The 13701-nt window shown below is 56.6% G+C and carries 11 protein-coding genes and 1 pseudogene; 2 read left to right on the forward strand and 10 right to left on the reverse strand.

Annotated features, from left to right (window positions below):
* Position 1: 1 nt before the first annotated feature.
* Genes amiB through nnr form a run of 3 tightly spaced genes read right to left on the reverse strand, consistent with a single transcriptional unit; the run spans position 2 to position 3602 of the window.
* Complete coding sequence (gene amiB / locus GTU79_RS24030; protein ID WP_132925694.1) at positions 2-1576, reverse strand: N-acetylmuramoyl-L-alanine amidase AmiB; 1575 nt, start codon at positions 1574-1576, stop codon at positions 2-4.
* Positions 1573-2052 carry a tRNA (adenosine(37)-N6)-threonylcarbamoyltransferase complex ATPase subunit type 1 TsaE gene (gene tsaE, locus GTU79_RS24035; protein WP_214513431.1) on the reverse strand — a complete coding sequence of 160 codons (480 nt, stop codon included), beginning with the start codon at positions 2050-2052 and terminating at the stop codon, positions 1573-1575. The genes amiB and tsaE overlap by 4 nt, the downstream gene beginning before the upstream one ends.
* A gap of 35 nt (positions 2053-2087) precedes the next feature.
* Positions 2088-3602, reverse strand: a complete 1515-nt coding sequence (nnr, locus tag GTU79_RS24040) for a bifunctional ADP-dependent NAD(P)H-hydrate dehydratase/NAD(P)H-hydrate epimerase (RefSeq protein ID WP_203523969.1) — start codon at positions 3600-3602, stop codon at positions 2088-2090.
* Here nnr and queG point away from each other — a divergent pair.
* The gene (gene queG / locus GTU79_RS24045; RefSeq protein ID WP_203523970.1) at positions 3601-4740 is read left to right on the forward strand and encodes a tRNA epoxyqueuosine(34) reductase QueG; all 1140 of its coding nucleotides are present in this window, start codon (positions 3601-3603) and stop codon (positions 4738-4740) included. The genes nnr and queG overlap by 2 nt on opposite strands.
* A gap of 538 nt (positions 4741-5278) precedes the next feature.
* On the opposite strand, the gene GTU79_RS24050 is transcribed toward queG, so the two are convergent.
* From GTU79_RS24050 to GTU79_RS24070, 5 genes and pseudogenes are all read right to left on the reverse strand, one after another.
* Entirely contained in the window at positions 5279-6355 is a 1077-nt protein-coding gene (locus GTU79_RS24050) for a YyaL domain-containing protein (protein WP_203523971.1), read from the reverse strand.
* A 141-nt stretch (positions 6356-6496) separates the two neighbouring features.
* Positions 6497-7773, reverse strand: a pseudogene (locus GTU79_RS24055) (MFS transporter).
* Between the two features lie 143 nt (positions 7774-7916).
* The gene (locus tag GTU79_RS24060) at positions 7917-8696 is read right to left on the reverse strand and encodes an enoyl-CoA hydratase/isomerase family protein (RefSeq protein WP_203523972.1); all 780 of its coding nucleotides are present in this window, start codon (positions 8694-8696) and stop codon (positions 7917-7919) included.
* An 8-nt stretch (positions 8697-8704) separates the two neighbouring features.
* Complete coding sequence (locus GTU79_RS24065) at positions 8705-9889, reverse strand: CaiB/BaiF CoA transferase family protein (RefSeq protein ID WP_203523973.1); 1185 nt, start codon at positions 9887-9889, stop codon at positions 8705-8707.
* An 88-nt stretch (positions 9890-9977) separates the two neighbouring features.
* Positions 9978-10748, reverse strand: coding sequence for an IclR family transcriptional regulator (locus GTU79_RS24070; RefSeq protein ID WP_132925678.1), 771 nt, complete (start codon positions 10746-10748; stop codon positions 9978-9980).
* 277 nt (positions 10749-11025) lie between these two features.
* Here GTU79_RS24070 and GTU79_RS24075 point away from each other — a divergent pair, with 277 nt between their 5' ends.
* Positions 11026-11799 (forward strand): IclR family transcriptional regulator, encoded by a 774-nt coding sequence (locus GTU79_RS24075; RefSeq protein WP_203523974.1) that lies wholly within the window; start codon positions 11026-11028, stop codon positions 11797-11799.
* Here GTU79_RS24075 and GTU79_RS24080 read toward each other — a convergent pair.
* Both GTU79_RS24080 and GTU79_RS24085 read right to left on the reverse strand, forming a co-directional pair.
* Positions 11796-12605: a phytanoyl-CoA dioxygenase family protein gene (locus GTU79_RS24080; RefSeq protein WP_214513432.1), complete on the reverse strand. Its 810-nt coding sequence runs from the start codon at positions 12603-12605 to the stop codon at positions 11796-11798. The two genes, GTU79_RS24075 and GTU79_RS24080, sit on opposite strands and share 4 nt — an antisense overlap.
* Positions 12606-12717: 112 nt before the next feature.
* Positions 12718-13677: a cucumopine synthase-related protein gene (locus GTU79_RS24085; RefSeq protein ID WP_203523976.1), complete on the reverse strand. Its 960-nt coding sequence runs from the start codon at positions 13675-13677 to the stop codon at positions 12718-12720.
* Between the last annotated feature and the right edge of the window lie 24 nt (positions 13678-13701).

The raw sequence follows: 13701 nt of genomic DNA on the forward strand, positions 1-13701 counted from the left end.
CCTATTTGGCGGAATCACGCGCCAAGGCGGAAGAATTCCGCCGTTTTGCCGCCTGGGTCCGCTGTTCCGCCGCACCGGCGGGAATTTTCAGCCGCTGGCCGACCCACACAACGTCCCTTTTCAAATGATTGAGATCGCGCAGCGCCGCCATGCTCACACCGTAGCGGCTGGCGATACCGGACAGCGTCTCGCCGCGCTGCACCACATGGCGACCGGCGGGAGCGGCGGCGGGCATCACGCCGGCGGTGGATTGCGACACCGCCTGGGCGCCGCTGGCGCCGGCGTCCGCCGCCGACGCGATACCCTGCGGACGGTTTTCCAGTTTGGGACCGTTTTGCAGCGGATGGGCCGAGAAATAGGCGCGCAAGCCAAGATAAATGGCCTGGGCTATTTTGTCCTGATACTCCCCGCTGCCCAACAGCCGCTCTTCGTTGGCGTTACTGATAAAGCCGGTTTCCACCAATAGCGAAGGAATATCCGGCGAGCGCAATACCCCCAGGCTGGCATACTCCGGCCGCGTTTTATGCAGCGAACCCACGTTGCGCAGCTGTCTTAACACCCGGGTGGCGACATCGTAGCCCACCCGCTGGGAATGGCCGAACTGCAAATCCAGTACCGCCTGGCTGAGGTACGGATCCGACGAACTGTTGGCCAGCAGATCCCCCGCGCCCCCCAGCAGCTCCGATTGCTTTTCATGCTGCTCCAGCCAGTTGGCCATCTCGCTGTTGGCCCGGCGGTTGGACAGTACCCATACCGATGCACCGGTGGCGCTGCGATTCGGCGCCGCGTCCGCATGGATGGATACCAGTACGCTGGCGCCCTGCTTACGCGCCACATCCGAGCGCCCCATCACCGAAATGAAATAATCGCCATCCCGGGTCAACGCCGGCCTGAACATGGGATCCTGATCCAAGAGTGCTTTCAATCGGCGGGCAATGGCAATGGTGACATTTTTTTCCATCAAGCCGTTTTGGCCAATGGCGCCGGGATCCTGGCCGCCGTGACCGGCATCGATGGCCACCACCACCTGATCGCTTTGCGCCACGGCCCGGCGAGCGGGACGGGGGGTACGGGACAACAGCGGATTATCCTGCACCGCGGGGGCCGCATTAAACGCGCGATTCGACGATGGAACCGCCCGGGGCGCGGGCTCGGGCACCGCACGGCTGATACGGGCGGCGGCGGGTCGGGGAGAGTTCAGCGTCACCACGACATTGTAATGTCCGTTGCTTTGCTCGATGGCAGCCTGCGCCCGTGATTTGCGGGTCAGGTCCAGCACCAGGCGGATGCTCTGCGGGTCCGGAGCCTGACTGGTACGAACGCGGCTGATGATATTCTGGCCGTTGAAGTCCAGCGGCAATCCCTGCGGCGGCATGCTCTGACGGATATCCACCACCACCCGTTCAGGATTGTGCAGCGAAAAAAAGGCATAAACCGGCTGTTCGCCAAAACCCAAGGTGACCGTGGATTGCTCGGTTCCGTTTGTCACATTGATATCCGTAAGATTTGCCGCGCCGACATGGCCTGCCAGACACATTAGAACGATAACCAAAACCATCCTGATTCTAAGTATCATTTATGGGATCCCCGCCAAGACGCCATCCGCGCCGGTATCCCTGCGGCCTTTGCGGACCGGGGCTCTATCAGGGCCTGCCGGCCGGCCGCCGTATAGGCGAGCGTCAGCGCTATATCGGCGTCCGGCAGGATGCCTTCGCCCTTCTGCGGCCACTCCACCAGGCACAGGCTATCCTGGCGGAAATAATCGCGTACCCCCATGAATTCCAGCTCTTCCGCATCAAGCAGCCGGTAGAGATCGAAATGATAAACGGTACCTGACGCCAATTCATAAGGCTCCACCAGAGTATAGGTGGGGCTTTTCACATTGCCTTCATAGCCCAACGCACGCAGGAAGCCACGGCAAAGCGTGGTTTTACCGGCGCCCAAATCGCCAAAAAGATAAATCACGCATGATTGCGGGCAGGCATCGGCTAAAGCAGCCCCTAACGCGATGGTTGCCGCTTCGTCCGGCAAAGGTATTACACATTTTTCCATGTCTGATTTCTATATCTGATTTTAGGGTCTGCTTTTCAGGCGAAATGTTCAGGATTAACAAATCGATATAACGCGGGCAATAAATCCGTGGCCAGCATGCCCCGCGTGCCTTTTTCCGCCGCCAGCCAATCGGCGGCCGCGCCGTGGATAACGCAGCCGGCGCACGCCGCATCATATAACGAGAGTTTCTGCGCCAGCAAACCGCCGATGATGCCCGAAAGCAGATCTCCCATGCCCCCCGAGGCCATACCGGCATTGCCCACATCGGCAATGGACGTTTGGCCGCCGGCATCGGCGATCAGCGTGCCCGCGCCTTTTAGCACCACCACGCCGCCATAACGTTTTGCGATATTTGCGGCGGCAAGGAAGCGGTCACTTTCCACCACGCCGGCCTTGCTGTTCAGCAAGCGCGCGGCTTCTCCGGGATGGGGCGTGACAATACGATTGTGACGTTTCTGCGGGTTGATTGCCAGCAAGTTCAGCGCGTCGGCGTCCCATAACATGGGTTTATCATAATTTTCCGCGATACGTAGCGCATTTTTACCCCATTCCGACTGCCCCAAACCCGGACCTATCACAATGACGTCCGCCCATTCCAGACCCTGGCGAAGCGACTGGTCGTTAAGCGGTTCAACCATCAGTTCCGGCCGCGCGGTGAGCAGGGAACCCACGTTCTCCTCGCGAGTAAGCACTCGCACCAAACCTGCGCCGGTGCGCAGCGCCGCCTCACCGGTCATGCGAATGGCGCCGGATAAACCGTGATCGCCGCCGATAATCACCAACCGGCCGTTATCCCCTTTATGCGCGCAGGGATCCCGCGGCGTTAGCCAGCGGGGGAGCAGGTCGGCGGTCAGCCGTTCCAATAGCGGGGTTTGCTGTTGCAGCCAGTTACCCAGCCCCAAATCGTCATAATGTAATTTCCCGGTGACGCTGCGCGCTTTGCCGGTGAGCAAACCGGGTTTCAACGCGATAAACGTCACGGTGTGCGCCGCCTTGATCACCGCCGCCGGCGCCGCGCCGGTTTCGGCGTTCAGCCCCGAAGGAAGGTCGAGGGAAACTATCGGCGCGCCATGGTCGTTGGCCCTGTGGATAAGCCCGGTATAGGGTTCCCGCGGCGCGTCCTTCAATCCGGTTCCCAGCAGGCCGTCAACGATCACATCCACCTGCGGCGGCCACTCTTCATCCACGCCGGCGATACTGCCTCCGGCATCCAGCCACGCCAGTCGGGCCTGTCGGGCTTCATCGGGCAAAGGCCGGCTGCCGGGGCACTCTATTACCGTCACCGCCTTGCCCTGCGCCGCCGCCAGACGGGCCGCCACGTACCCGTCGCCGCCGTTATTGCCGTGCCCGGCCAGGATCAGGTAATGGCGGGCGTAGGGATAACACCAGTTTATGGTGCGCAAGGCGGCGTCCCCGGCTCGCTCCATTAATTGATACAGCGACAGGCCCGCCAGTTTGGCGGCCTCACCTTCCCACCCCCTCAGCCATTCTGCGGAGTAGGCGGAATGTGGTAAACTTGACTTGTTTGTTTTATTCATACGGTCCGCCATGTCATACCCTTTCGATTTGATAGAATTAGCCCGGCTCATCAAGGAGTGGGGTCTGGCTCTGGGTTTTCAACAGGTCGGCATCTGCGATACCGATCTTGCCGCTCATGAATCCGTGCTGCAAGCCTGGCTGGACAACCAATACCACGGCGATATGGAATGGATGGCGCGCCACGGCAGTCTGCGCGCTCGTCCGCATGAGCTCCTGCCCGGCACCCTGCGCGTCATCAGCGTCAGAATGAATTACCTACCCGCCAACGCCGCTTTTGCCCGCACGCTGAAAAATCCCCGGTTAGGTTATGTTAGCCGTTATGCGCTGGGACGCGACTATCACAAGGTGTTGCGCCATCGTCTTCAACGGTTGGGCAATAAAATTCGCGAATGGTGCCAAGAAGTTCAATTCCGTCCTTTCGTGGACTCGGCGCCGATAATGGAACGCCCGCTGGCGGCCAAAGCCGGGATAGGCTGGGTCGGTAAACACTCACTGATATTACACCGCGAAGCCGGCTCCTGGTTTTTTCTCGGCGAACTGCTGATCAATTTACCCCTGCCCGTGGACCAGCCCCAACAGGATGGGTGCGGACGCTGTGTCGCCTGCATGACCGCCTGCCCCACCGGGGCGATTGTCGCCCCCTATACCGTCGACGCGCGCCGCTGTATTTCATACCTCACCATTGAGCTGCAGGGTGAAATCCCCGAGGACCTGCGCCCGCTTATCGGCAATCGGATTTATGGCTGTGATGACTGCCAGCTGATTTGCCCGTGGAATCGTTTTTCGGCGTTAACCGATGAAAAGGACTTCAGCCCGCGCGCGGCGCTTCACTCGCCGGAACTGCTGGAACTGTACAAATGGGACGAAACCACGTTCCTGCGGGCCACCGAGGGATCGCCCATTCGTCGTATCGGCCACTGGCGCTGGTTACGCAACATCGCCGTCGCCTTGGGCAACGCACCTTATGAGGAAAGCATCGTTTCGTGCCTGCAGGAAAGTCTGGGTAACGATGCCTTATTGGATAAACACATTACCTGGGCGATAGAACGACAACTGCAACAACGGGAAGCCGCAACGGTCAATGTGCAGCCGGCCCGGCAACGGCGATTGATTAATGCAATTGAGAAAGGATTGGCGCGCGATGCCTGAAAATCGATGTGTAAAATTTGCCCGCGAACAAGAGACTAAAGGACTGTGGATAAAATAAAAAAACCTTTGACAATCAATTGACACAAAAAAGACAAGCAATACAGAAAAAGTTTTTTAAGAGAAAAATATCCGCTATATCAATAGATTAAAATCTTATGCTGTAGCCATCACGATTTTGGAAAAAATATTATTGCCCACCAGCGTTGTGGATAAGTCTGTTTAAAACCTTTTTTTTGCTCAATAAGGGCAATCGATAAGGCGGAAAATAGCATGGGGATTGTCAATAAGATATTTCCTAGTCCCACCCCTTGAGAACATACATTTGTTGCATGCCTACTCCCTTGAAAGCGTGGGGGTTTTCCAGGGCTGGTAAAACCGGGGAAGGCATTATCCTTTAGTTTTAAGCCCCAGGCAAGCCGGATTTTCATAAAAAAATGGTGACAGTGGCATCTGTGCCGCCAATACATAAGCAGCCCTATTGTTTAGTCAACAAGCGTAGCGCATAAATCAACCTGGCGCCAAGGCGGAAATGACCTTTTTATCCACACAAAGTCACGTCCTTAAGCTCCAGCAGCGCCTTGAGAAAATAATAATCGCCATAGGCCGTGGCCTGATCGATACCCAGCCCGTGCGGCAAATCGGCGGTGGCATGGGCCAGCAAGCCTTCATTGTCATCCAGCATGCAGTGGCGGCTCAGGGCGTGCAGAACGCTCACCGCGCTGTCCTTGAACATCACTTCACCCGTGAGGCGGTACAGACGCAGCAGTCCGTAGGCGCTAATGGCTCCCGCCGAGGCGTCCTTGGGCGCCTCTTTGTCGGGGTCAAGATAGTCCCAGGGCGGAATACCGTCGGCGGGCAAATGGCCGATGATGTAGCGGGCCACCCGCACGGCGGATGCCAGCCACAGGGGATTGCTCCGCTGGCCGGCGAGGATGGCAAGGCCGGTCAGCGCCCACCCCTGGCCCCGCGACCAGGCGCTGTCCGCCGACAGGCCTTGCCAGGTATCGCCGCGCACCGGCTGTCCGTCAGGGGTGAAATGGAAACGGTGATAGACCGACCCATCCGCGCGCAGATGGTTCGCCAGCGTTTTCTCCACATGGCGGTTCGCCACCTGCAGCAGCCTATCTTCACCGCTTTGTTCCGCCGCCCATAGCAACAGGGGAAGATTCATCAGCGTATCGATAAGCACCGCCCCGGACCACTCCTCCTGGCCGAAAAATCCCCAGCCCGGAATATATCCGCCGGCCGGGTTGAACTGCGCCGCCAGACTGCGGGCGGCGGCCAATGCCCCCTGGCGCCAGGACTCATTGCCGGTGATCCGCCAGCCGGTAATGGCGCTGGGATAAAACATAAACCCCAAATCGTGGTTACGGCTGTCTTGGGCGCGGGGCAAAATACGCTGGGTAAAATGTTCAGCCGCAGCGCGCAGCGCGGGATCGCCGCTGTGTCCATACGACAGCCACAGCTGCCCGACCCAAAAACCGCCGGTCCAGACGCCGTCCCGGGTGAATATATACTTGCCGTTTTCGGTAATATGGGGAAAATCGATAAACGTCACGCTGCTCTTTTTCACTTTCTCAACGCAGCCAGTGATTGCCGCCGTCAGCCAGTCCATACTATTCCTCTGTTATAAGTTGATTTTTTTCTCACCAGGACGAACCCGATTCGCAGGGGATGGCAGGATCATGCCCCCCCTGCAGGGCTTACTTTGGCAGGTGCCGGCGGCGGAAATTGCGTCGGCCGGCGCCGCCCGACGCTACGCCACGCTGGAATTACCGGCTAACTTTCCCGCTTCGGCGGCTTTTTTGGGTTTGATGGTCAAGGCAAACAGCACGGCGATACCCAGGCAGGCCGACATCATAAAATAGGAGGAATTGGTTGAATGGGTGACGCTGTTGAGCATGCCCACCAGATACGAACCGATAAACGCCCCCACCGCGGCCATGCTGTTGATCATCCCGCCGGCGCCCCCCACCATGGAAGCCGGCAATACGTCGTGCACCAGCGCGAAGAACGGCCCGAACGGGATATAAAGGCAGGCCCCGGTAATCACCAGCAGCAGGTAAGAGAGCCAGAAATGGTTCGTGCCGAGGAACGGCAGCAGCAGGAAACAGCAGCCGGCTATCAATATCGGGAAAGCGACAAAACCCACCCGTTTTTGATATTTGTCGCTCAGCCAGGCGGCAATCATCATTAATATCGCCGCCAGGCCGTACGGCAGCGAGGACAGCAGGCCGGTTTGGGCCATGGAGATGGCGCCCGAGTGCAGAATGGAGGGCAGCCACATCAGGAAACCGTAAAAACCGATGCTCTGGAAAAACATCCAGCCCGCCAGCTTGATAACGTTGGCGGAACGGAAAACCTGTCCCCAGTTGGTCATGGTCTCTTTATGCTGCTGCTCATTGGCCAGTTCGCTTATCACCGCCGCTTTCTCTTCCTTGCTCAGCCAGTTGGCCTGCTCCGGCCTGTCGCGGATAACCACCCACCACACCACCGCCCAGATCACGGCGGGGATGCCTTCCACCACGAACATATGGCGCCATCCCCAGTTTTGCACCAGCCAGCCCGAAAGAATGGACATCCACAATACGGTAACCGGGTTGCCGAGCAGGAACAGCGTGTTGGCTTTGGAACGTTCGGAATGGGTGAACCAGCGTGATACCAAGATTAAAAGACTCGGCGTCACAATGGCTTCCACCACCCCAAGGGCGAAACGGATAATAATCAGCGAGGTGATATTGGTCACCAGCCCGGTTAACGTGGCGCAGATCCCCCACAGCACCAGGCTCCAGGTCAGCAGCTTGCGCACGCTCCACTTTTCCGCCAGCATCCCGCCCGGTATTTGCAGGGTAAAATAACCCAGAAAAAAAAGTGCTCCTATCAAGGACGCCAGAGAGGATTAATACCCAGATCGTTACCGATGCCGGCGGCGGAGGCAAAACTGTAATTAGCCTTATCAAGGTAAGACAGGCTGTAAGTAATAAATATCGTCGGCATTAAATAGAGCCAACGGCGTACAGGCAGTTTGTTCATCTTGACTTACCTCAATAGGATTTATGTAGGCACCGAAATTAATTGCTTTATTTTTAAGTCAATACGTATCGTTGAATTGTCATTATTATGATGGCCTGCATTAATGCCGGCCACCCTACCGTAATTTCAAAGAGTATTTATTTTTATAGAAATTTCGCCTCTCTTTTTTCTAAAAAAGCCGCTACGCCTTCCGCACAATCCCTGGTTTGGAAAATTTCCTGGCTGAACCGCAGATTTTGATAAAAGCAGTGTTCCGTGGACTGCATGCCGATGGAGCGTACGCCCTGTTTTATTAATCTTATGGCCTCAAAAGGTTTCAGCGCAATTTCCCGCGCCAGCTCCAGCGCCGCTTCCACCGTGGTGCCCGCCGGCGCCAGACGATTGACCATGCCCCATTCCAGGCAGCGCTTTGCCTCGACAAAGCTGCCGGTCATCATCAGTTCCATGGCCTTTGCCGTCCCCACCAGCTTCGGCAAGCGGAATAATCCGCCGCTGCCGGGGAAGACGCCCAAATTGATTTCCGGCAGGGCGATTTTCCCGCTGTCGGATAGAATTCGCATATCGCAGGCCATGGCCATTTCAAAGCCACCGCCGCAGACCACGCCTTCCAAGGCGGCAATGACCGGTTTATTCAGAAATTCAATGGCATTAAAGGTTTCATTTTCTTTCTGCAGCTTTTTACTGATAACGTCATCCCAGACTTCCGGGAATTCTTTGATATCGGACCCAACGCAAAATGCTTTTTTTCCCGAACCGGTTAATACCACTACTCTTACATCGTCGTCCCGATCCAGCTGCTTCAATAAAGACCGTAATTCCCTGGACAGAGAAAGGGTTACCAGGTTAAGTGGCGGATTATTTAATGTCAGCAGCGCAACGGCGTTATTTATTTCCAATGTAACAAGGGAGTCGCTTGTGGTCATAATATGCCTCAGTGTTTGTTAACCGATATAATGTTGTCTGAAATAAGCCGGCGGATAACCTCCTGGCTGTAGCCCAGTTCGGCGAGTATTTCCGCGCTGTGCTCACCCAGTTCGGGGGGGAGGCGGCGCAGCGGCAGCGGCTGTCCGTCATACTGATTCGGGTGGCCCAGCACCCGTACCGTGCCGGCCACCGGATGTTCCATTTCGATAAAGGCCTGGTTGTACTTCACCTGTTCGTCTTCCACCACATCCGCATATTCATTCACCGGCGCATGCCATATCCCCTCCCGCTTGAAAATAGCCAGCCATTCCGCCGTACTTTTGCTCAGCATTTCCGACGCGACGCGGGCATCGAAATCAAGGCGCGCCGACATCTGGTCGGCGGCGGTGAATCCCTCCAGCGCTCCCGGACGGAAGGCCGCCCTCAGTTTGTCAAAGGGGGTCAGCGACAGCGTAATGTAGCCGTCGGCGGTGGCGTAAATACCATAGGGGCTTTGGTGAAAACGGCTGGACAGCCCGGTATCCGCGCGGGGCGTCAGTTTGCCGCCGTTGAGGAAATAGTTGAGGGGCTCAATCTGTAGATCCAGCGCCGAGTGCAGCAGGCAGGCGTCCACCTTATGCCCCTGCCCGGTTTTTTCGCGGTGGAAAACGGCGGCGATGATGCCCAGCGCCGCCAGCGCGGCGCCATGCTGATCCACCAGAGCGGTCCCCACCGGCATCGGCGGATGCGAACCGGGACCGTTAAGGGCGGCCAGCCCGCTGATGCTTTGCGCCATCAAATCCTGGCCTGGCTCTTTCGCTTTCGGTCCGCTGGAGCCGTAGCCGGTACAGGAACAGTAGACGATACGGGGATTGATCTTACGGATATCCTCATATCCCAGGCCGAGACGGTCCATCACGCCCGGCTTAAAGTTTTCAATAATCACGTCATACTCTTGCAGCAGATCGTAAATAATCTGCCGACCCTCGGCGGACTTGAGGTCGATGGCCATGGCGCGCTGGTTGCGGTTTGCCAGCAGGAAAAACACGCTGACGCCGTTGAGGTAGGTATCGCACCCTGACCAGGATCGTTCATAGGCCCCTTTCGGCGACTCGATTTTCACCACATCGGCGCCTAAATCCGCCAGCGTTTGCGCTGCGGAGGGCCCTTGCAAATAGTGGGTAAAGCTCAATACCTTGACGCCTTCTAACATATACGTTTCCTTTGTTCTATATTATCGAACGAGGTTCGGTAATATTACACATCAAATCACCGCCAATGGGATGACCGTCAGATGGTGATTAATTGAAATTCCGCGGTTCCTGGTAAAGACGCAGGCCTTTGTAGCCCATTTGCCGCGATGCCCCCAGCGCCGCCACTTCGATTTTATTGCCTAACCGCCGCTGTTCTGCGGCATCCAGTCTGAACGTAAAATCAATAATGCATAAAGATACCAGCGGCACACCGTCGGCCTGTAATACCGGCGCGGCGATGGAGCACAGCTCCGGCAGCTCGTGGCTTATGGCATACCCGCTGGCGGCGACCTGCGCCAGCTCGGCGAAAATGCCCGCGCCCCTATCCTCATCCCCCGGAGCGCTGTTTTTATCCAGCAGCCACTGCAGACGATCCTGCCGGCTGGCGGCGAGAATCGCCTTACCGCTGGCGCTCTCCCGCAGGGAAAACTTCGGCATGGTGTTAAGCTGTGGCTGCATCGGCTCCACGCCGCCTATCTTCTCGAACGGTACAATCTCGTCGCCGTTGAACAGCGACATGCAAACCATTTTGCCCGTTTCTTTCGCCAATGCGACGCCGGCTTCGCTGCTGACGGTGATTAAATCGTTTTTGCCGATAAAGCTGGCGCTAATCTCATAAAGCCGGGTTCCCGCCGACAGCGTGGCGTAATCCTGATTACCGATCTTTAGAATATCCATATCAATCAATGTATTAAGAATCTCCGACGCGGTACTTTTCGGGAGTCCCAGCGCATTGCGCACGTCCGCCATGGTCACCGGCTGTTTACTTTTCGCGATGTATTCCAGGGCCAGGATGGCGCGTTCCACCGTTTTATTCATAAATCCACTTTTCCGAACTTCGTTCCGTATTACCGTACATTCTATTTACATCGACTCAATACTTTTTACCAGCCGTTTTCCCATCGTCATCTCGGATCTGTGATTGTGGTCAAAATAAAGACACGTGTTACCGGGTTAGAGGTGCCGGAAGCGCCTGGGTCCGCCGCAGCGCGTCCCTGGATGATGCCGTTCCTGCCCTGCCCCGGCGCCATATAAGGCATACCGCCTGTATTTAACGGAGGTTATTGTTATAATGCAGAAATTCTTGGGAGATAACATGACCATTCAAAGCGTAGCCAGGGCCTGTGCCATATTGAAGTTATTTCAACAGCACGAAAAACTCTCCATTGCCAAAATGTCCCAGTTTATGGGGCTGAGCAAAACCACCGTGCACGGTCTGGTGAAAACCCTTGAAGCGGAAAAGCTGCTGCAGCAGGATGAAAAATCACGGCTTTATTCCCTAGGTCACGTCAATTATGAACTGGGGATGCTTTATCAGTCGCGTATCGTCACCCATGCGGTGGTGTTGCCCTGGATGAAAAAGCTCAGTGAACAGGTGGAGGAGACGGTTCAGCTGGCGACGCTTACGGATCAGGATGTGATTTATCTGTCGCGCGTCACCACGCAGGATTTTTATGGTTTCTCCATTGCCGAAGGCCTGCGCATGCCTGCGCACTGTACCTCCACCGGTAAATGCATGCTGTCCAGCCTGTCCCGTGAACGCCTGCTGGAACTCTATCCCCGAGAAGAGCTGCCGACCCGCACCGCCCATACCATTCCCACGCGCAGCCGGCTGTTCGCCGCGCTGGAACAGATTGCCCGGGCGGGTTACGCCATCGATGATGAAGAGGCCGAACCTGAATTGCGGGGCGTGGCGGTGCCGATCATCGCCGCCGCCAGCAAGGTGCCGCTGGCCATATGCATTTCCGGCACGGTCAGGCATATGACCGATGCGCGCATCGAACAATATCTGCCCGCGCTGCAGCAGACCAAAGAAGAGATCGTCAAGTTCCTCGGCACCGGCGGGCTGCATGCTGCGGCGATGTATTAGCCGCCGGCCCGCCAGACCACCGGGAATGCCGGGCAATCCAGCACGCCGCCGTTCTTTGGACCGTCGCGGGACGGCTCTGGGGGAGACATCTTCCCGCTGCGCCGACGGAATACCGCGTCATCGCCGGTCCAGCGCGTGGATAGTACCCGTCGCGGCAGCGGCGTAATATTGCCGGCGGCGCCGTGCAGGGTCAACCCATGGAATACCAGGCAATCGCCGGGCTCAAGGGCCCAGCGGAGAATGGGGTAGTCGCCGCGGCGCCCTTCAATATCGGGTAGTATGTCCCACTGTTCGTTGTCACCGGGCCGCAGCTCGCCGGTGGCGAACACCTGCGGACGGAACCATTTTCCCCAACGGTGGGAACCGGCGACAAATTCCAATGCGGTTTCATTCGCCACCGGGTCAATGGGCAGCCAGATTGTACAAAAATCCCTGCCGTCCACCGGGCTGTAGGGTTGGTCCTGATGCCAGAGCGTGCGTTGCGAGGCACCGGGCTGTTTGGACAAAACGTGATCGTGCAGAAAATTGATTTTTGAAGAACCCAGCAGGGCGGCGGCTATCTCTTTGGCCGGTGAATGAAAGACAAAATCCTGGAAATGTTCAATGCGCCGCCAGTTGTCGCTATCCTGAAAAAACGTTTTGGTGTCAGGATCGGTATAACGGCCATGATCGCTGGGGAATGCGATATTATAGTTGATACCCTGTTCAACGCTATCCAGCCATTGCCTTGAGAATGCGCCGCGGATAATCACCGCGCCGTCGCGGGCGAATGCCTCTTTGTCATGGGGGGAAATGTCAATCATCATATCTCCACGGGAAATATACCCTGGATAATTCAAGCTGCGGGCAAGCCAGCGCGCCTGCAACCAGAAGTATGCCAGGGTTAGCGGATTAATATTCCGCTCTATTAATCTATATTCAGACCTTTTCCGGATTCCAGCGCCCCGGGAATTCCTGGCCGCCCAGCTGGCGGTTATAGAACATGCCCAGATACCAGGGGAAATATTGATAAGACCAGGCGCACAGCCGGTTGCCGTATTTCAGGAAAGCCCGCAGCAGTTCCTGCACCTCTTCTTTACTTTTAGCGGCGGCGATAGCGGGACGCAGTAACCCGGCAAATTCTTCCAATTTATATAATCCGCTGACGCCAAGATAGCTGGAATAAGGCACATCGAATTCATTCAGCGTGATGGAGAAATCTTCCAGGGACAGCCTATTGCTCAAGGTCAGCAACGGATACATGGTATACATGATATAATCACGCAGCATGCCGTTGGCGAAATCCCAGGCGGTAAAATACTGCCCGTAGGTGCCCGTTGATTCCACGCGGCCCAGGCGAATATCCCGTAAATCCTCAGGCTCGGTTAATGAAATACGCTCGGCTTCGGCTAAAAAGGTCTTCGCCACGTCGGAGGTTACGTTGACGGCTTTCGGTACGCCGGGGTGGGCCGCTTTATCATGGGCCGAAACCTCAACGAACAATAAATCTTTTTGCCAGAACAGATTATTCCATACCGCTTTACCCACGTCGGGCAATAAATGGCAATACTCCTGCAATACCTGTCCCAGCACCGGCTGCGCCAGCGGCTCCAGCCCCACGCCGTACTGAATGGACATTTTATTGCCGGTTGACTGGGAATAACGCAGCCGGCCCACCGGGCAATCGGTGATCAATTCACGATGATGTACCGGCGCGCTGCTGACAATCGGCGTCCAGGCATACATGGACGCGCCGGATACCACCGGATGCGCCTGTAAAATCTTGAACGGCAAATGCTGCCAGAACTCTTCACACAGCTCCGGGTTTTTTTCATCATTTAATTCGGCCACCACGGTCACACCCAGGGATGGCCAGCTAATATCGATCAAACGTCCCATCTTCACACCTCATCTGTCATTACA

This window comes from Sodalis ligni (assembly GCF_016865525.2).
Lineage (GTDB): Bacteria > Pseudomonadota > Gammaproteobacteria > Enterobacterales > Enterobacteriaceae > Acerihabitans > Acerihabitans ligni.